The 17,151-nt window shown below is 64.2% G+C and carries 17 protein-coding genes and 1 rRNA gene; 12 read left to right on the top strand and 6 right to left on the bottom strand.

Annotated features, from left to right (window positions below; all coding sequences use genetic code 11):
- Positions 1–42 precede the first annotated feature (42 nt).
- Positions 43–507, bottom strand: coding sequence for a transcription antitermination factor NusB (gene nusB / locus H0485_RS00090; protein WP_226933279.1), 465 nt, complete (start codon positions 505–507; stop codon positions 43–45).
- Between the two features lie 123 nt (positions 508–630).
- A complete protein-coding gene (locus H0485_RS00085) occupies positions 631–1,368 on the bottom strand; it encodes an adenosylcobinamide-GDP ribazoletransferase (RefSeq protein WP_226933278.1) in 738 nt (245 codons plus the stop codon).
- A 127-nt stretch (positions 1,369–1,495) separates the two neighbouring features.
- Between H0485_RS00085 and cobT the strand changes: the two genes are divergently transcribed.
- A complete protein-coding gene (gene cobT, locus H0485_RS00080; RefSeq protein WP_226933277.1) occupies positions 1,496–2,530 on the top strand; it encodes a nicotinate-nucleotide--dimethylbenzimidazole phosphoribosyltransferase in 1,035 nt (344 codons plus the stop codon).
- Between the two features lie 70 nt (positions 2,531–2,600).
- On the opposite strand, the gene H0485_RS00075 is transcribed toward cobT, so the two are convergent.
- Positions 2,601–5,684, bottom strand: coding sequence for a hypothetical protein (locus H0485_RS00075; RefSeq protein WP_226933276.1), 3,084 nt, complete (start codon positions 5,682–5,684; stop codon positions 2,601–2,603).
- 169 nt (positions 5,685–5,853) lie between these two features.
- On the opposite strand from H0485_RS00075, the gene H0485_RS00070 reads away from it, so the two are divergent.
- A complete protein-coding gene (locus H0485_RS00070; RefSeq protein WP_226933275.1) occupies positions 5,854–6,570 on the top strand; it encodes an SIMPL domain-containing protein in 717 nt (238 codons plus the stop codon).
- 85 nt (positions 6,571–6,655) lie between these two features.
- Here H0485_RS00070 and H0485_RS00065 read toward each other — a convergent pair whose 3' ends face one another.
- Both H0485_RS00065 and H0485_RS00060 read right to left on the bottom strand, forming a co-directional pair.
- Positions 6,656–7,966: an O-acetylhomoserine aminocarboxypropyltransferase/cysteine synthase family protein gene (locus H0485_RS00065; protein WP_226933274.1), complete on the bottom strand. Its 1,311-nt coding sequence runs from the start codon at positions 7,964–7,966 to the stop codon at positions 6,656–6,658.
- A gap of 225 nt (positions 7,967–8,191) precedes the next feature.
- The gene (locus H0485_RS00060; protein ID WP_226933273.1) at positions 8,192–8,665 is read right to left on the bottom strand and encodes an Lrp/AsnC family transcriptional regulator; all 474 of its coding nucleotides are present in this window, start codon (positions 8,663–8,665) and stop codon (positions 8,192–8,194) included.
- Positions 8,666–8,881: 216 nt separating this feature from the next.
- Between H0485_RS00060 and H0485_RS00055 the strand changes: the two genes are divergently transcribed.
- From H0485_RS00055 to H0485_RS00030, 6 genes are all read left to right on the top strand, one after another.
- Positions 8,882–9,334 carry an RrF2 family transcriptional regulator gene (locus H0485_RS00055; protein ID WP_226933272.1) on the top strand — a complete coding sequence of 151 codons (453 nt, stop codon included), beginning with the start codon at positions 8,882–8,884 and terminating at the stop codon, positions 9,332–9,334.
- 283 nt (positions 9,335–9,617) lie between these two features.
- Entirely contained in the window at positions 9,618–9,875 is a 258-nt protein-coding gene (locus H0485_RS00050) for a hypothetical protein (RefSeq protein ID WP_226933271.1), read from the top strand.
- Between the two features lie 210 nt (positions 9,876–10,085).
- Positions 10,086–11,048 (top strand): sulfate ABC transporter substrate-binding protein, encoded by a 963-nt coding sequence (locus H0485_RS00045; RefSeq protein WP_226933645.1) that lies wholly within the window; start codon positions 10,086–10,088, stop codon positions 11,046–11,048.
- Positions 11,049–11,067: 19 nt separating this feature from the next.
- Positions 11,068–11,904, top strand: coding sequence for a sulfate ABC transporter permease subunit CysT (gene cysT, locus H0485_RS00040; RefSeq protein ID WP_226933270.1), 837 nt, complete (start codon positions 11,068–11,070; stop codon positions 11,902–11,904).
- A complete protein-coding gene (gene cysW / locus H0485_RS00035; RefSeq protein ID WP_226933269.1) occupies positions 11,897–12,784 on the top strand; it encodes a sulfate ABC transporter permease subunit CysW in 888 nt (295 codons plus the stop codon). The genes cysT and cysW overlap by 8 nt, the downstream gene beginning before the upstream one ends.
- Positions 12,785–12,856: 72 nt before the next feature.
- The gene (locus H0485_RS00030) at positions 12,857–13,576 is read left to right on the top strand and encodes a sulfate/molybdate ABC transporter ATP-binding protein (RefSeq protein WP_226933268.1); all 720 of its coding nucleotides are present in this window, start codon (positions 12,857–12,859) and stop codon (positions 13,574–13,576) included.
- On the opposite strand, the gene H0485_RS00025 is transcribed toward H0485_RS00030, so the two are convergent.
- On the bottom strand, positions 13,563–14,180 hold the full coding sequence (locus H0485_RS00025; RefSeq protein WP_226933267.1) for a histidine phosphotransferase family protein: 618 nt from the start codon (positions 14,178–14,180) through the stop codon (positions 13,563–13,565). The genes H0485_RS00030 and H0485_RS00025 overlap by 14 nt on opposite strands.
- Before the next feature lie 23 nt (positions 14,181–14,203).
- On the opposite strand from H0485_RS00025, the gene H0485_RS00020 reads away from it, so the two are divergent.
- From H0485_RS00020 to H0485_RS00005, 4 genes are all read left to right on the top strand, one after another.
- Positions 14,204–14,377 (top strand): DUF3553 domain-containing protein, encoded by a 174-nt coding sequence (locus tag H0485_RS00020; protein WP_226933266.1) that lies wholly within the window; start codon positions 14,204–14,206, stop codon positions 14,375–14,377.
- A 354-nt stretch (positions 14,378–14,731) separates the two neighbouring features.
- On the top strand, positions 14,732–15,514 hold the full coding sequence (gene olsB, locus H0485_RS00015) for an L-ornithine N(alpha)-acyltransferase (RefSeq protein WP_226933265.1): 783 nt from the start codon (positions 14,732–14,734) through the stop codon (positions 15,512–15,514).
- Between the two features lie 80 nt (positions 15,515–15,594).
- Positions 15,595–16,401, top strand: a complete 807-nt coding sequence (gene olsA / locus H0485_RS00010) for a lyso-ornithine lipid O-acyltransferase (RefSeq protein ID WP_435531460.1) — start codon at positions 15,595–15,597, stop codon at positions 16,399–16,401.
- A gap of 628 nt (positions 16,402–17,029) precedes the next feature.
- Positions 17,030–17,151 (top strand): 16S ribosomal RNA (locus tag H0485_RS00005); the annotation flags it as partial.

The raw sequence follows: 17,151 nt of genomic DNA, 5'->3' as shown, positions 1-17,151 counted from the left end.
CTCCTTCGGGGCGGAACGCCCCTCATTCTCCTCTGTGACGTATCAGAAAGCCCCGGGCTTGGCTTCGCGTGCCATATGATCCAGCACCGCATTGACGAAACCAGCCTCACGACCCTCGGGGAAGAAGGCGCGGGCGACGTCGACGAATTCGTTAATCACGACTTTCGGCGGGGTGTCGAGCTGGGTCATCTCGGCCCCGGCGGCGCGGAACAATGCGCGGATCACCGGATCGATCCGGTCAATCGGCCATTTTGCCACCAGAGCACGGTCGGTCATCTGGTCGATCAGCGCCTGCCAGTTGACGGCATGCTCGACGATCGAACGGAACAGCCCCGGCTCGCCTTCGGCAAACTCACCCTCTTCATAGGTGGCACCGAAGCGGTGGGTTTCAAATTCGCGGGTGATGGAGCGCACGCTCTGACCCGAATGCTCCATCTGAAAGAGCGCCTGCACCGCATAAAGACGGGCGGCCGATTTCATCTGACGTTTCTCTTCGCGCGAGGTCATACCCGGCATCCGTTCTGCTTCATGTCAATTTATGCTGTACAGGCCCCTTTGCGCCAAAGCGCGGGCGGACGCAAGGCCAGAGCCCTCTGCTCTGGCGTCGCAGCCCCGCTGTCACGCGGCGTTTCAGCTGAGCAGCATCAGGCCAAGCGCGAAACTCAGCTGCTGGCAGGCACCGAGGATATCACCGGTCTGCCCGCCCAGCTTTGCCCGGGCGCTCTGCGCCAGGGTGAGGGTGACCAGAAACATGGCGCAGAGCGGCAGCAAGACAGCGCCGCCGAGCAGCGCGGCTGCGACGGCGGTGCCGATGAAAAATGCGGTTGCGGCGGTCAGGCCGGAGGGGCGGCCCGAACTGGCCGAAATGCCATTTGGCCGCGCGGGGGGCAGGGCGGCCATCACCAGAACCATCGGCACCCGTGACAAAGCGGCAATCGCGAACAGGGCAGGCAGCGCCTGGCCTGCGGCAATCAGAGCAGCAAGCGAAGACCAGCTGACAAGGGTCACCAGCAGCAGCGCCAGCGTGCCATAGCTGCCGATCCGGCTGTCTTTCATAATCTCCAGCCGCCGCTCAGGGCTGCGCCCGCCAAACAGCCCGTCGGCCGTATCGGAGAGGCCATCCTCATGCAAAGCCCCGGTCAGCAGCGCCATGACAGCCAGCGCGGCGGCGGCCAGCGGCCCGGGCGCGATACCGGCCTCGGTTCCGGCCCGGATCAGCAGCGCGGCAGGGGCGGCGATCACCAGCCCGGCCAGGGGCCAGCTCCAGCCGCTGGCCGCCCCGCTGTGCTGATGCACCGGGACCGGCAGGCGTGACAGCAGCGTCAGACCCGAAAGCAGATCGGAAAACAGGGCTTTGAGCGGTCGCATGCGTTTCCTCGTGCCCTATCATCGCTTGCCTTCTGGCAGCAGGGCCAGCTCCGGGGTAATCCCTTGACCGGGCCGGAGCAATCCCCGCGCGGGGCCGGCCCACAGAACCCGCCGTCAGGAGAGTGACATGAGCCGCAGCCTTCCCCCAGCCGATCTTGCCGGTTTTTGCAGCTGTCTCGACCAGTTGCCCGCGCCTGATGATAGGGCGCTGCAGGGCGCGCAGCAGCGCGATGCCAGCCTGACCAAGCCCCGCGGCGCGCTGGGGCGGCTCGAAGAGATTGTGCTCTGGCTGGCGGCCTGGCAGGGCCGGGCTCTCCCCCAGGCCGAAGCGGTGAAAATCGTGATTTTTGCCGGCAATCATGGCGTGACGGCGCGGGGCGTCTCGGCCTTTCCGGCGGCGGTCACCGCGCAGATGGTGGCGAATTTCCGGCAGGGTGGCGCGGCGATCAATCAGCTGGCCCGGGCCTTCGGGGCGCGGCTCGAGGTGGTCGAGCTGGATCTTGAGCGCCCCACCGCCGATTTCTGCGCGGCTCCGGCAATGGGTGAGGCAGAGCTTGTTGCGGCGCTGCGCGCAGGCTGGAATGCGGTGGAGCCGGGTCTCGATCTGTTCATCGCCGGGGAGATGGGGATCGGCAATACCACTTCGGCGGCGGCGCTGGCCGCGGCTTTGTTCGGGGATGAGCTGGGGGTGAGCGGCTGGTGCGGGCGCGGCACCGGCGTCGATGATGCCGGGCTGGCCCGGAAAGAGGCCGCCGTGGCGCTGGCGCTGCAGACCCATGCCGGGGCGCTGAGGGATCCTTTTGAGATCCTGCGCCGCCTCGGCGGGCGCGAGGTGGCGGCGATGACCGGGGCTATCCTGCGGGCGCGGCTCGAGCGCGTGCCGGTGCTGCTCGACGGCTTTATCGCCTGCGCGGCCGCGGCGGTGCTGGAGCGGGCCCGGCCTGGCGCACTGGATCATTGCTTTGCCGCCCATCAGAGCGCCGAGGGCGCGCATGCCCGGCTGCTTGCGGCGATTGGCAAAGAGCCGCTGATGTCGCTCGGGCTGCGGCTGGGCGAGGCCTCGGGCGCGGGCACGGCGCTGGGGCTGGTCCAGGCAGCGCTGGCCTGTCACCGCGGCATGGCCAGCTTTGCCGAGGCCGGTGTCAGCGGTAAGGGCCTGTGAGTAAAACGCCCGGGCGCAAAAGAAAAAGGGCCGGAAAACCGGCCCTTTTCCCATTTCTGTCGCGGCAGGCTCAGCCCTTTGGCATCGGCAGGGCCAGCAGGCGGCCGCCCTTCTGATAGCGCAGCTCATTTTGGGTGATGGCGCGCACCTGGCCGCCGTCGATTTTATCGCCGACCCCGACCTTGCGGAATTTGCCATTGGCCAGACGCACCAGGGCATAGCGGTTCGACGGGGTGCCATAGACCCCGATCAGATTGATTTTTGAGAGGTTAATCGCTTTGGTGAAGGTCGCCTGTTTGGCGACACTGGCCCGGGTCGGGATCCTCGGCGCCGGGGCCGAGGCCAGTTGCGGCTCGTCAATCTCATCCAGCTCATCGGCGCTGGCGGTGGATTTGCCGCCATTTTTCGGCGCCGGTTCGGGGGTGGCTGCGGGCGGCTCGGGCGCGCGGACCGCCGCGGCGACCGCAGCCTCAACCGCAGCGCTGAAATTGTCGGGCTTTGCCGCCGGGCGGCGCGAGATCGTCAGCAGCGAGGGATTGGCGGCATCGGTGATGCTGATCCCGTTCGGGGCGGCGGCCGAAGCCAGCTGTACCACGGCATCGGGATCGACCAGCGAGGCCGAGGCGGTTTCGGCCCGGGCGGTTGCAGCGCTGGCGATAATGCTCTCGGGGCGGGCGCGCGGGCGCAGCCAGGGCGCATCGAGCGCGGCTGTGGCGGTTTCAGCCTCGGTGGAGAGCGCGGCATCGTCATCGGGGCTCACCCCCGCCGGGCGGGTGCGCGGACGCCGGTCTGCCAGTTCGGGATCAGGCTGGGCGACCGGCTCAGCTGCCGGGGCCTCGGCCGGGGCTTCCGCAACCGGCGCGGCGGGCAGCAGCGAGGGATTGCCAGCGGCGGGCGCCGTCGCGGCGGTAGCGGTTTCGGCCTGGGCCGTTGCTTCGGCCTCAGCCGCGGCTTCTGCCTCAGCCTGACGAGCGGCAGCAGCGGCCCCGGCGGCGGCGGTGGCAACAGCGCTGCGGGCCGGGGGCACGCGCGGTGGCTTGCCCTCATATAGCATAAAACCGCCGGGGGCGGGGATCCCTACGGCGGTCGGAACCAGCAAACCGTTCTCATCAAAGCGATATACGGTGCCAAAGGGCGGCGGTGGCATCGGATTGCCAGGCGGAGCCTCGGCGCTGGCCTCGGGGGCGGGCAGGGAGAGCGCGTCAAAGGCCGGGGGCGGCACATCGGCGCTGGACAGGAAGATCTCATCCTCACCGTCGAGCAGCGCCACTGCTGCCGGGCTGTCCTGCCGGGCTTCGGGCGCTGCCTCTGCTGTCATTGCCTCTGCGGCCTGCGGCGATTCCAGGGCCGCAGCCCCGGTTTCCCCGGCGAAGGCGAGATCGCTTTCGCCTTCGTCATCAGGATCGGTCACCACCGGCGCGGCGGGGCTGGCGAGCTGTACCTCGCGCTCTGCCGTCTGATCCGAGGCGAGGTAGAACGAGGACCATGCCGCAACCAGCGCCAGGCAGAGCAGCAGCACCAGGGTCAGGATCAGCGCCATATGACGCGATTTTCGTTTCGGCGGCGGGCCGCTGAACGGCGAGGTCGAGAGGCTGCGGGCTGCCTCATGGGCCGGACCGGCCGCAGGCGCGACCGGGGTTGCAGCCGGACGGGCCTTCGTCTTGCGGGTGCCAGGGATCGATGGGGCCGTGACCAGGCCGCTCAAGCCCCGGGCAACCGAAGGCTTCGCCGGGGCGGCGGGGCGGGGTTCGGCCACCGGCGCGGCGGCAAGGCGCGGTGCTGCCGCGCGGGCCTGTGGCAGGGCGCGCTCATCAGAACGGCTGCGGTTATAGGCTGCCATCACCGGGCCGGAGGGCGCGGGCGGCAGATCATCCTCGGGCGCTGCCGGGCGGTGAATCCTAGGACCAGACCCGCCCTGACGCGGGGAGGGGGGGGCTGCGGGCAGTTCAGCCCCGGTGTCGCTGTCCGCGACATGCGCGAAAGGCGCTTCTTCGGTTTCAGTGGCTGGAGAAAGTGGGGCCGGGGAAAGTGGGGCGGGCGCAAGCGGGGTTGCAGCCACCGGCGCCGCAGCTATGGCAGCCGTAACCGCCGGGGCGGTGATTTCCGGGGCGGTGGGGCGCGTGACCGGTGCCACGGCAGCGGAAACAGCCGGTGCGGCTGCAGGCGGGGTGGCAACCTTTGCGGCAGGTGCGGCGACGACCGCCTCGGGCAAGGGCGCAGACTTTGCGGCGAGATCCCCGGCCGGGCGCAGATCAGCGGCGGACGCCGCAGCTTCACGGGCCGGGCTGGTGCCGGGGGCCGGTTCAGCCTGGTGATCCGCATCCACATCCGCATCCGCCTGCGGCTGTACCGGCGCGGCAGCGCGCGGCGCTAAAGGCTCGGACGCGAGCGGGGTGGTGGCAGGTGCAGCGGTGGCAGGTGCAACCGGGGCAGGCGAGGGATCTGCCTTAGCCAGGGGTTTTTCTTCTTCGGGTTCAGCGGCGCTTACAGCCGGGGCAGCAGTTTCCGCCTTAATCTCTTCAGCCTTAACCACGGTTTCAGCCTCAGCCTCAGCTTCTGGCTCAGCCTCACTGGCGGCGCGGGCCTTGCTGCGGGCGCGATTCGTGGTGTCGAGCAGCGCGATCGGCGCATGGTCGCGCTCAGGATTTTCTCCCTCGGGCAGCAGCTCTGCTGCAGCTGCGGTGACGCCGAACCAGGGCTCGCCATCGAACTGCTCTTCTTCGGGAACCGCGACAAAGCCCAGCGGGTTAAACTCATAGCTGGTGGCGAAGCCTTCGGCCTCTTCCAGTGTTTCACGTGCGACAGCCGCGACCTTAACGCTGCGCGGGGTGACGATATGCCAGTCAAAAACCACCTCATCCGCCTTATAGGGTGTGCGGCGCTCCAGTTCGGCAGAAATTTCGGCGCGCGTCTCCTCTTCGGTCCCGCCGGCAACGGCGAGTTCAGAATAGAGAATCTGCGAGGGCGGCAGGACCAGTTTGGTCGTGAACCCGCCCGGTTCCAGCCCGAGGGCGGTTTTGCGCATTTTCGCAAGCGCCTCATCCAGATCAGAGGCGTCGAACGGAGTTTCGCCAACTTTTAACCAGCCTCGCGCCGTCCGGTGCAGAAGGGCGATGCTGGTGTCGGTGAAATTGAGAGCGAAGTTTGGTTTCATTTCACAGGTCTAGCACAGGAAAGGAAAGCGCGGATACGGAGCCGGGCCGGGTTAAACCTCCGTATAGCAGCTTTTCGCCGAATAAAAGAAAAACACCCGTGAGCGCCAGGGAACCGCAGGTGATCTGCGTCATAAGAATAGAAACCAGACGCAGATCAAGGAGAATTCCATGCGCAGGCTTCCTTTCTCTCTTGCCGGTTTTGGCGCGGCGACCCTGCTGGCGGCGGCTCTCAGCAGCGCCGCCCCGGTGATGGCGGCTGATATGGTCCGCACCATCACCGTCACCGGCGATGCCAGCATTTCGCGTGCGCCGGATATGGCAACGATCAGCATCGGCGTGACCTCGGTCGGGGAGAGCGCAGCTGAGGCGCTCGGCACCAATTCCAAAACCATGGAGGCGGTGATTGCCCGGCTGAAAGAGGCCGGTATTGCCGGCAGTGATCTGCAGACCAGCGGCCTTTCGGTCAATCCGACTTATAACAACAGCCCGTCCGGCTCCTCGGCCGCGACTGCCAGCGGCTTTACCGCGATGAATGTGCTGACCGTGGGGATCCGCGATCTCGACGGGCTGGGCGGGGTGCTCGATGCCGTGGTCTCGGATGGCGCGAATACGCTCAACGGCGTCAGCTTTGGCCTGGTGAATCCTGGCCCGGCGCTGGATGAGGCGCGCAAGGCCGCGGTGGCCGATGCCCGCGCCCGGGCCGAGGTTCTGGCGGGCGCCGCCGGGGTGAAGCTGGGGGATCTGGTCTCGCTGACCGAAGGCTATGGCTTTGGGGGCGGTCCGGCGCCGATGTTCCGCGCCGAAGCCGCCTCGGCGGTGCCGGTCGAGCGCGGTGAGGTCTCCTACCAGGCGACGGTCACGGTGGTCTGGGAAATCGCGGACTGAACTGGCCGCCGGGCTCTGTCACAAAGCCGGGCTTGTCACGAAAAAGGGGGCCCTGTGGCCCCCTTTGCTTTGGCTGCGCCGCTTTTCAGCGCGTTTTTCCGGTGGCGGCGGTCAGCGCCTGATCGAGATCGGCGATAATGTCTTCGGCATCCTCAATGCCGATCGAGACCCGCACCACATTCGGCGCGGCTCCGGCCTTGATCTTCTGCTCATCAGACAGCTGGCGATGGGTGGTCGAGGCCGGATGAATGACCAGCGACCGGGTATCGCCGAGATTGGCGACATGGCGGAACAGCTGCAGATTTTTGATCATACCGACGCAGGCATCATAGCCATCCTTCAGGGCGAAGGTGAACAGCGCCCCCGCGCCTTTCGGTACGATCTTCTTCGCCCGTTTGTTTGAGGGGCTGGATTTCAGCCCGGCCCAGGTGACGAAATCAATGCGCGGATCGGCTTCCAGCCATTCCGCCACTTTCTTCGCATTGGCGACGTGACGCTCCATGCGCAGGCCAAGGGTTTCGATCCCCATCAGCGTGTAATGCGCGCCCTGCGGGTTCATCGTCATGCCCAGATCGCGCAGGCCAATGGCGATGGAATGGAAAGTATAGGCCATGGCACCCAGCGCCGGGTGGAAGGTCAGGCCGTGATAGGCGGGCTCAGGCTGCGACAGCGAGGGGAATTTATCCGAGGCCGACCAGTCGAATTTGCCCGAATCCAGCACAATGCCGCCCGTAACCGAGCCATTGCCGGTGAGATATTTGGTGGCCGAATGCACCACGATGGTCGCACCCAGCTCCATCGGTTTGCACAGATAGGGCGTGGCGGTGGTGTTATCGATGATCAGCGGCACGCCTTTGCGCGCCGCGATCTTCGCCAGGGCCGGAATATCGGTGATATAGCCGCCCGGATTGGCGATGGTCTCGGCAAAGATGGCGCGGGTGTTCTTATCCACCGCTCGCGCCACGGCGCCGAGATCGTCAGTATCGACGAATTTCGCTGACCAGCCAAAGCGTTTGATGGTCTGGCTGAACTGGGTGATGGTGCCCCCATAGAGACGGGTCGAGGCGACCACGTTCTTGCCCGGACTCATCAGCGGGAAAAGCGCCATGATCTGCGCCGCATGGCCCGAAGAGCAGCCAATGCCGCCCGCCGCACCCTCAAGCGCCGCCACGCGTGAGACCAGGGCGGCGACGGTCGGGTTGGTCAGGCGTGAATAGATATAGCCGACCTCTTCGAGACCAAAGAGGCGTGCCGCATGATCGGCATCTTTGAACTGATAGGCCGTGGTCTGATAGATCGGGGGATTGATGGCGCCGGTTACCGGATCAGGGCTGGCACCTGCATGGACGGCAAGCGTGTCAAAACCCTGGGGGCGAGGGGCATTGGTGTCAGACATTGGTTCCTCCCGTATGTCGTTGCGCCGGAGGTTAGGGCGGGAAAGCGGCTCCGGCAATCACTGCGTGTAAAAGCACGTCTGCTGGTAAAAGGCACGTTATAAGAGTGTCCTGGCCAGGGTAGTGGACCCGGCCGGGGCAGGCTGCGAGGGGGATGGTATGTGCCTCCGGCAGGGATATTTCAGGACAGATGAAAGCAGAGGCGGCCCTATGGCCTGGTGGGCGGCTCAGCGGTTGCGGGTATCGACCGGATAGGCGGTGGTGAATTTCATCCGCTCCATGGCGAAATGCGAGGTGACATTCTTGATCGCAATGGCATCGGTCAACCGTTTATAAAGCGTGTCAAATGCCGCCATATCCGCAACCGAGACCCGCAGCAGGTAATCCATCTCGCCCGCCATGCGGTAGACCTCCATGATCTCGGGGAAAGTGCCGACAGCCCTGGAAAAGCCCTCGCGCCATTCGGCCGAGTGATCAGGGGCCTCGATGCCGATGAAAACCGTCAGGCCAAAGCCCAGCCGCGCCGGATTGGCCAGCGCCACTCGGCCGGACAGCACGCCATTCGCCTCAAGCTTCTGGATGCGTTTCCAGCAGGGTGTCTGTGACAGGCCGACCCGGTCAGCAATCTGCGCCACGGGCAAAGTGGCATCGCGCATCAGCTCGGCAACGATCTTGCGGTCGATCAGATCAAGCTCGTCCATTCTTGCTTTCCTCGGAGCAGGGCGGGGGTCTCTGTCTCATTCTGGAACCACAGGCGAGGATTTGTCTACTGAATATGTCGTCTTTAATCTGCATCAGGAAGGATGACCCGGCTTGCCTTGTTTTTTCGGGGTGAACATTCCATTCAGGGCAGATATTGCGGGAAATCCGTCAATCCCGACCGTGATTCGCGTTTCTGTAGCATTCAGGCCTGCCAGATGATCACTCAGAAGATGAAATATGCGCTGAAGGCCCTGCTGGTGCTGGGAGATGAATCCCGCCGTGACACGCCCTCAGCGCTGACCATCGAAGAGATCGCCCGCCGCTCGGGCACGCCGAAGCGCTTTCTGGAACATATCCTGCTCGAAGTGCGCAATGCCGGGGTTATCGCCTCGACCCGGGGCCGCTCGGGCGGCTACAGCCTGATCAAACGGCCGGGCGAGGTGCCGATCTCTGAGCTGCTGCGGCTGATCGACGGCCCGATTGCGCCGTTGCCCTGCCTGTCGCGCACCGCCTATCAGCGCTGCGAGGATTGCGCGGATGAGGCGAGCTGCCGGATCCGTAAGGTCTTTGCCGAGGTGTTCTGGTCCTATCTGCTGCTGATCGAATCGCTGACGCTCGAAGATATGCTGCGCTCGGATCAGGTGGCGGCCCAGGTGATCGGCGCCTGAGGCACCAGGCCTCTGCCGCGGCCCCTTGCATCAGTGCCCCACGCGTTTCGCGGTTAAACCCAGGTGAAAATATCCCGGCCCGCGGGGTCGTGATTCTTTTCGGCGCAGCGATCGCAGCGAAGGGAATGGTATTTTTCCGCAGATTTTTCGCCATAATGTGGAATAAAATTTCTGTATCAGCGGATTTTTCGCCAGAAATTATCCTTTGATAAATACGATAAATCCTGTCGTTATTACCTCTGATGACCGGCGGATTGCGGGTCAGCACAGAGGAGATCGCAGGATGACCGCAGCTTTTGCTCCCGGAACGCCCGCAGCGGGCTTTGTCAGCTCTCACGCCATGGCGCCGCTGACGGCAGGGCAGGGAATGACCGGCATTTGTGTGGTGCGGCTGATCGACCGGCGCACCGGACTGACCCATCGGGTGAATGGCACACCGCTGGTGATCTTTACCCGGCGACCCTCTGAGGCCAGCGCGGAACTGCTTTCAGGCCGTGATCGTTCGATCTGGGAAGTCCGTACCGACCCGATCGAACCGTGAGGGGCAGCGATGAGCCTGCCTTTACAGATCTTTCCGGGCCCTGCGCCCTTCATTCTCAGCCACAGCCGAAAGGCCGATCCTGGCCGCGAGGAGAAAACCATGCCCAAGACCCCCGTTTCTGACACTTCTGCCCGCCATGAGCGCCTGCAGCCAGGCCTGACCCGCAGCACGCTTGCGCGCTTCTCGCGCAATGGCCTGGCCGCCCTCGTCATGCTGACCGGCGCCGGGCTGGCCCTTGCCGGGCCAGTTCAGGCGCAGTCCCTGCTCAATGTCAGCTATGACCCGACCCGCGAGCTTTACCGCGAATTCAATGAGGCGTTTGCAAAGCACTGGGCAGCAGAGGGCAATGCAGCGCCGGTGATCGAGACCTCGCATGGCGGCTCGGGTGCCCAGGCGCGGGCGGTGGTCGAGGGGCTGCAGGCCCAGGTCGTGACCCTGGCTCTGGCCGGTGACATCGACCGCATCGCTGCGGCGGGCAAACTGCCGGCCGACTGGCAGACCCGGCTGCCACATAATTCCTCGCCCTATACCTCGACCATTGTTTTCCTCGTGCGTGAGGGTAATCCTAGGGGTCTGAAAGACTGGGGAGATCTGGTTCAGGAGGGGGTCGAGGTGATCACGCCGAACCCGAAAACTTCGGGCGGGGCGCGCTGGAATTATCTGGCGGCCTGGGCCTGGGCGGAAAAGAACGGCAAGGATCCGAAGGAATTTGTCAAAGCGCTCTATGAGCATGTGCCGGTGCTCGATACCGGGGCGCGGGGTTCGACCACCACTTTCGTGCAGCGCGAAATCGGGGATGTGCTGCTGGCCTGGGAGAATGAGGCCTATCTGGCTCTGCAGGAGCTGGGCGAGGATCAGTTCGATATTGTCGTGCCCAGCCTGTCGATCCTGGCCGAGCCGCCGGTGGCGCTTGTCGATGGCAATATCCGCTCGGAGGAAGAGCGCAAACTGGCCGAGGCCTATCTGAACTACCTCTATACGCCGCAAGGCCAGGCCATCGCCTATAAGAATTTCTACCGTGCCTGGGATGCCTCGGCGGCGGATCCGGCAGATGTGGCCCGGTTCCCGGAGCTGGAACTGGTGACCATCGATGATTTTGGCGGCTGGGCCAAAGCACAGCCCGAACATTTCGGCGATGGCGGCAGTTTCGATCAGATCTACGTTCCGAAGTAATCACAGATAAGGAAGCGCGATGGGCAGACCTTTGCTGCACCGCTCGCCGATGCCAGGCCTTGGTCTGAGCCTCGGGATCACCGTGACGATGCTCTCACTCGTCGTGCTGCTGCCGATTGGCGCTCTGCTGATGCAGGGCGCCAGTTACGGCCTGGAGGGGATCTGGGCGACGGTGAACCGCGAGCGGGTATGGAAGGCCCTGTTCCTGTCGTTCCGGCTGTCGCTTTATGCGGCTTTGTTCAATCTGGTGCTGGGGGTGATCCTTGCCTGGGTGCTGGTGCGCTACCGGTTTCCGGGGCGTCGCATCCTTGATGCGGCGGTTGATCTGCCCTTTGCTCTGCCAACCGCCGTGGCCGGAATCGCCCTGACCGCGCTTTATGCGCCAAACGGCGTCTTTGGTTCCTTCTTCAAACAGTTTGACTGGCGCATTGCCTATAGCCAATGGGGGATTTTCCTCGCTCTTGTTTTCGTCGGCCTGCCCTTTGTCGCGCGCACCGTGCAGCCGGTGATCGAGGAAATCGAGCGCGAGGTCGAGGAAGCCTCGGCCACGCTCGGGGCCAGCCGGGCCTATACCTTGGCCCGGGTGATCTGGCCGATGCTGCTGCCCGCCGCGCTGACCGGCTTTGCTTTGTCGCTCGCCCGGGCGGTGGGCGAATATGGGTCGGTGATCTTCATTGCCGGCAATAAGCCACTGGCGACCGAGATCGCGCCGCTGCTGATCGTGATCCAGCTGGAAGAGTTCAATTATGATGGCGCCGCCGCCATTGGCATTGCGATGCTGGTGATCTCATTCCTGATGCTGCTGGTGATCAACCTTATTCAGATCTGGAGCCGCAGGAGGATCGGTTATGTCTGACATTTCCGCCAGAGATCACATCGAGCGGAGGCGGGCCTTCCGCTCACCTACTGATGAGGCACCGCTGGCACGCCGGGGGCTGATCCTCTTCGCGCTCTTCGCCATTGCCATCCTTGTTTTCGCCCCGGTGATCGCGGTCTTCAGCGAAGCCCTTGCCAAAGGCTGGCAGGCCGCGATCAGCAGTCTGAACAGCCGCGATGGCCTGGCGGCAATCCGGCTCACCCTGACCGTGGCGGCGATTGCCGTGCCGCTGAATGCGGTCTTTGGCATTGCCGCAGCCTGGCTGATCACCAAATTCGATTTCCGCGGCAAAGCCTTTCTGATCACGCTGATTGATCTGCCCTTCTCGGTCTCGCCGGTGGTGGCGGGGCTTTGCATCGTGCTGCTGTTTGGCGCCAATACCGCGATCGGCTCCTGGCTGGTGGCGCATAACTTCCCGCTGGTCTTCGCGCTGCCCGGGATCATCCTCGCCACGGTTTTCGTGACTTTTCCCTTCGTGGCCCGCGAGCTGATTCCGGTGATGATCGAGCAGGGCCGGGCCGAGGAAGAGGCGGCGCTGACGCTCGGGGCCTCGGGATGGCGTGTCTTCTTTACCGTGACCTTGCCGAATATCCGCTGGGCGCTGCTCTATGGCGTGCTGCTGTGCAATGCCCGGGCGATGGGGGAATTTGGCGCAGTGGCGGTGGTTTCGGGCAAAATCCGGGGTCAGACCACCACCATGCCGATCATGATCGAGATGTTCTATAATGAATATCTCTCGGTCGCCGCCTTCTCGATGGCGGGACTGCTGGCCTTCCTTGCCTTGCTGACGCTGATCCTGAAATCCTGGCTGGAAAGCCGCCATTCTGCAGGTCTGGCCGCCACGAGACGCGGCCCCTGATCTCTCCCCTGGTGACATAATTCCGGGGGCCAGGGGCAGGGCCCCGTCTTCCCGCCGCAAAGGAGCCTGAACATGCGCATCGAGATCGACGAGATTTCCAAAGACTTTGGCACCACCGCGGCGCTGACGCCGGTTTCGCTGGCGATCCCCTCAGGGGCGCTGGTGGCTTTGCTCGGGCCTTCCGGCTCGGGCAAGACCACTTTGCTGCGCATTCTGGGAGGGCTGGAATTTCCGACCTCGGGGCGTGTGCTGTTCGATGGCAAGGATGCGACCGGGCTGACGGTGCAGCAGCGCCGGGCCGGATTTGTGTTCCAGAGCTATGCTTTGTTCCGGCATATGACGGTGTTTGAGAATATTGCCTATGGGCTGAAAGCCCGCCCGCGCGCCTCGCGCCCGACAAAGCCCGAGATCGCGCGCCGGGTGGCGAGGCTGCTCGGGCTGATCCAGCTGCCCGATATCGGTGCCCGTTATCCCAGCCAGCTGTCGGGTGGCCAGCGCCAGCGGGTGGCCCTTGCCCGCGCCCTTGCCATCGAGCCGCGTATGCTGCTGCTCGACGAGCCTTTCGGCGCGCTGGATGCCAAGGTCCGCAAAGAGCTGCGCCAGGGGCTGCGTGATATTCACGATGAAACCGGGCTGAGCACGGTTTTCGTCACCCATGATCAGGAAGAGGCCATGGAACTTGCCGATCTGGTGGTGGTGATGTCGATGGGCCGGATTGAGCAGATCGGCCGCCCCGCCGATATCCGTGCCCGTCCGGCCAGTGATTTCGTCCGCAGCTTCATCGGCGCCTGAGGCCGTCAGAGGGCAGCAGGATCTGCCCTTCCCCCGGGCTGAAGCGCAGCTGCAGCCCGGCCTGGCTGATTTCGCAGGCCGCCATGGCAAACTGCACCTGGGCCGGGGTCAGATCAGGCGTCGTTTCTCCGGGGCGCGACAGGATCTCCCAGGGCAGGCCAGTGCTGCGCAGCCGCTCGCTTTCGGCCAGCAGCTCCCAGCCATCGCTGTGCTGGCGGATCCGGATCGTGCCGCCCCAGGGCAAAGCCGCCTCAAGGCATTGCAGCAGCAAAAAGGCGCGTTTCACCGCCCCGCGGTCAAGTTCGCTGTCGCTGTGCCAGAACAGCTGCAGCCGGGTGCCCTGCGAAATGGCCTGCAGCACCTGAGTGATTTCACTGCGGGCCAGCCTTTGCCCTGCACCGGCGAGGCCATAGGCGATGCGAAAGAACCGCAGTCTGGCATTGGCCGCCGCCACGCTTTCGGCAATCAGCATCAGCTCGGGCGAGTTGTAGCTGTGGTCCGAAATCAGCAGCTCGACGCCATTGCCAATCGCGCCAATCGGGCTGATAAGATCATGACACAGTCTGGAGCCGACAAGCGCCGCCAGATCCGCCTGATTTTGCATCTGGATCCTCCCTGGAAATGACGATGAATGCGCTGCTGGAGCCTGGGAATTTTGTCCGCTGCCCCGCGCGGCCGGACTGGGGCCTGGGGCAGGTTCAGTCAAATATCGCGGGTCGGGTCACGGTTAATTTTGAACATGCAGGTAAGCAGGTCATCGACAGCCGCTTTGTGAACCTGCTGCTCGATTTCCCGGACTGATCCCTCTCAGCGAGAGGGGATAAAGCAGAGTATCAATCAGTGAGAGCTGTTCCGGAGCAAGCCTGCGCCTGTCAGCGCGGTGAGACAAGTCCGATCTGCGGGGCCTGCTCTCCCGATGCTGCGGCTGTGATGCAGAAGCCGCAAGGCGCCGGGCCCGCGCCTTACCCCTGCAGCCGGGGCCGCGCCCAGCTTTTCATTGCAATAGCGGGCTCTGCTGGCTAAGCAGGATCTGTCCGGGACCGTGACAGGCACCGGCTCTGTTCTGAATGCGCAGGACAGAATGCGCGCCGCGCCAGTCCGGTATTATCTGGTCCGGCCAGCCCGAAACATCGCCGCCGGAACCTTTCTGACGACATGCCTGCAGAAGATACAATCTATAGCCTCCGCCTTGCCACCGATCCGCAGGATCTGCTGGGCGCTCAGCGCCTGCGTTACCTCGTCTTCGTTGAAGAGCTGGGCGCCAGCGGCCCGATGGTCGATCACAGCCGCCGGCTCGAAAGGGATGCGTTTGATCCTTTGTTTGATCACCTGATCCTTGTCGACAACCGGATTGACCCGGCCAGTGGCGATCATGTTGCCGGGGCCTACCGCCTGCTGCCCTGTGACCGGCTGGGGCCCGAGGGGCGCTTTTATTCCGAGGCCGAGTTTGATCTGGCGCCGCTGCGCGCCACCGGCCGCAAGCTGCTCGAACTGGGCCGGACCTGTGTGCATCCCGAGCACCGCGGTGGCCCGGCGATGCTGCTGCTCTGGAACGGGCTTGCCGATTATGTGCTGGAACGTGGCATCGAGATCATGTTCGGCCCTGCTTCGTTTCATGGCACCGATCCCGCTGCCCTGGCGCTGCCGCTCTCCTGGCTCTGGCATCACCATCTCGCCCCCTCCGAGATCCGGGTCCGCGCGCTGGGCGCGCCCCGCGCCGAGATGGATCTGATCCCGCCCGGGCAGATGGCGCGCGCCGAGGCGATGGCCGCCATGCCCGCCTTGATCAAAGCCTATCTGCGGCTGGGCGGTTTTGTCGGCGACGGGGCCTGGATTGACCGGGCGTTTAACACCACTGATGTCTGCCTGGTGATGGATACCGGCCGGATGTCGGCGCGTCACCGTAACTTCTATACCCGAAAACAAGGCCAGAGTTGAGCACAGCCCCCAAAGATCCCGCTCTCACCCCGGACCGGATCCCGACCCCGGGCCATGTTCCGGCCCCCGGCGTATCGGCCGTGCAGGGCCTGCCCCCAGGCCGGATTGCTGCTGGCGGCTGGCTCCTGATCGCGCTGCGCCTCAGCTTTATTCTGCTGGTCGTGCTGGCCGGGCTTTTGCTGCATCTGATCCTGCGGCCGCTGGAATGGCTTGCCTTGCGGCACCGGCGCCCCGTGACTTCGGCGGTCACCCAACTGGTCTGCACCGGGCTGCTGCTGGCGATCGGCCTGCGCTTCTCGATGCGTGGCACGCCGATGCGCAAGGCCGGGGCGGTGGTGGCCAATCACGCCGGCTGGCTCGATATCCTGGCGCTGAATGCGCGCGCGCGTGTGTATTTCGTTTCCAAGGCTGAGGTGGCCAGCTGGCCTGGTATCGGTTTTCTGGCGCGGCTGACCGGCACCGTCTTCATTGCCCGCCGTGGCAGCGAGGCGAAAAAGCAGCAGGCCCTGTTTGAGCAGCGCCTGCGCCTGGGTCACCGGCTGCTGTTCTTCCCCGAGGGCACCTCGACCGACAGTCTGCGGGTCTTGCCGTTCAAATCGAGCCTGTTTGAGGCTTTCTACAGCCAGGGGCTCGAGCGGGTGCTGCATATCCAGCCGGCGACTGTGGTCTGGCATGCGCCCGCCGGGGCTGATCCGCGGTTCTATGGCTGGTGGGGCGATATGGAATTTGGCACCCATCTGCTGCAGGTGCTGTCAAAACTGCGCCAGGGCCGGGTCGAGGTGATCTGGCACCCTGAAGTGCCGGTGGATGCCTTTGCGCATCGTAAGGAGCTGGCGCTCTATTGTGAGCGGGTGATCCGCACCGCCCATCCGCTGGCTCAAAACTGAGCACAGGCGGCTGCGGGCAGCGGGCTCGTGCCGGCGCGCCGGGGGAGGCTGGCCAGGGTGATTCCCGGATTCGGCGGGGATTTCACCAGATTATTCCTTTGCTTAGCGCCGCTGAGGCCCTTTCCGGTCCGGGTGGTGCGGTAAAATTTCGCCAAAAGCCGTTAAAAAACCGGAAAACGACAAAAAAACGTCACGAAGCGATTTTTAGCCCTTGCGGTCTGTCTGATTGGGTCCTAGATACCGGCTCACCGAAACGGAACGCAGACGGAGACGGCGGCGGGAGGTTGAGGGAGGCGGCGGAAGCTGCCGGAACGACATTCTGACAAGGTTGCGGATCAGCCAGAGTACTGGCGGGTTTGTAATTTTTTGTCTCTGCTCTTTGACATTGATGGAAATGAAGGGATATGTGGGCGGTTTGGGCGCAATCGGCGTCTAACACGCAGCATATCGGCTCTCTAGGAAGTCTGTTTTCGGACAGGCGGACGATGATGAGAGTGACAGCTTCACTAGTTTGTGGGTCACGTTACTTCGGTAACTTGGCACATCAGATTAGATGACTGTTCTTGATCCTTACGGATTAAGACAGATGTGCGAAGGTTCGACGTCAAGGATAGTGCTTCGGAACTTTCAACTTGAGAGTTTGATCCTGGCTCAGAATGAACGCTGGCGGCAGGCCTAACACATGCAAGTCGAACGCATCCTTCGGGATGAGTGGCGGACGGGTGAGTAACACGTGGGAACGTACCCTTT

It is taken from the genome of Pseudogemmobacter faecipullorum (assembly GCF_020539525.1).
Taxonomy (GTDB): Bacteria; Pseudomonadota; Alphaproteobacteria; order Rhodobacterales; family Rhodobacteraceae; genus Pseudogemmobacter; species Pseudogemmobacter faecipullorum.
Note: the sequence above shows the minus strand (reverse complement) of the source record. Positions and strands in the feature narration are given on the sequence as shown.

Excerpts from the sequence above, each read along its gene's own strand:
- cysT (WP_226933270.1), top strand. The coding sequence starts at position 11,068 with ATGGGCAGACCTTTGCTGCACCGCTCGCCGATGCCAGGCCTTGGTCTG.
- H0485_RS00065 (WP_226933274.1), bottom strand. The coding sequence starts at position 7,966 with ATGTCTGACACCAATGCCCCTCGCCCCCAGGGTTTTGACACGCTTGCC.
- H0485_RS00055 (WP_226933272.1), top strand. The coding sequence starts at position 8,882 with ATGATCACTCAGAAGATGAAATATGCGCTGAAGGCCCTGCTGGTGCTG.
- olsB (WP_226933265.1), top strand. The coding sequence starts at position 14,732 with ATGCCTGCAGAAGATACAATCTATAGCCTCCGCCTTGCCACCGATCCG.
- H0485_RS00020 (WP_226933266.1), top strand. The coding sequence starts at position 14,204 with ATGAATGCGCTGCTGGAGCCTGGGAATTTTGTCCGCTGCCCCGCGCGG.
- H0485_RS00075 (WP_226933276.1), bottom strand. The coding sequence starts at position 5,684 with ATGAAACCAAACTTCGCTCTCAATTTCACCGACACCAGCATCGCCCTT.
- H0485_RS00045 (WP_226933645.1), top strand. The coding sequence starts at position 10,086 with ATGCTGACCGGCGCCGGGCTGGCCCTTGCCGGGCCAGTTCAGGCGCAG.
- H0485_RS00025 (WP_226933267.1), bottom strand. The coding sequence starts at position 14,180 with ATGCAAAATCAGGCGGATCTGGCGGCGCTTGTCGGCTCCAGACTGTGT.
- nusB (WP_226933279.1), bottom strand. The coding sequence starts at position 507 with ATGACCTCGCGCGAAGAGAAACGTCAGATGAAATCGGCCGCCCGTCTT.
- H0485_RS00070 (WP_226933275.1), top strand. The coding sequence starts at position 5,854 with ATGCGCAGGCTTCCTTTCTCTCTTGCCGGTTTTGGCGCGGCGACCCTG.
- cobT (WP_226933277.1), top strand. The coding sequence starts at position 1,496 with ATGAGCCGCAGCCTTCCCCCAGCCGATCTTGCCGGTTTTTGCAGCTGT.
- cysW (WP_226933269.1), top strand. The coding sequence starts at position 11,897 with ATGTCTGACATTTCCGCCAGAGATCACATCGAGCGGAGGCGGGCCTTC.
- H0485_RS00050 (WP_226933271.1), top strand. The coding sequence starts at position 9,618 with ATGACCGCAGCTTTTGCTCCCGGAACGCCCGCAGCGGGCTTTGTCAGC.
- H0485_RS00085 (WP_226933278.1), bottom strand. The coding sequence starts at position 1,368 with ATGCGACCGCTCAAAGCCCTGTTTTCCGATCTGCTTTCGGGTCTGACG.
- H0485_RS00060 (WP_226933273.1), bottom strand. The coding sequence starts at position 8,665 with ATGGACGAGCTTGATCTGATCGACCGCAAGATCGTTGCCGAGCTGATG.
- H0485_RS00030 (WP_226933268.1), top strand. The coding sequence starts at position 12,857 with ATGCGCATCGAGATCGACGAGATTTCCAAAGACTTTGGCACCACCGCG.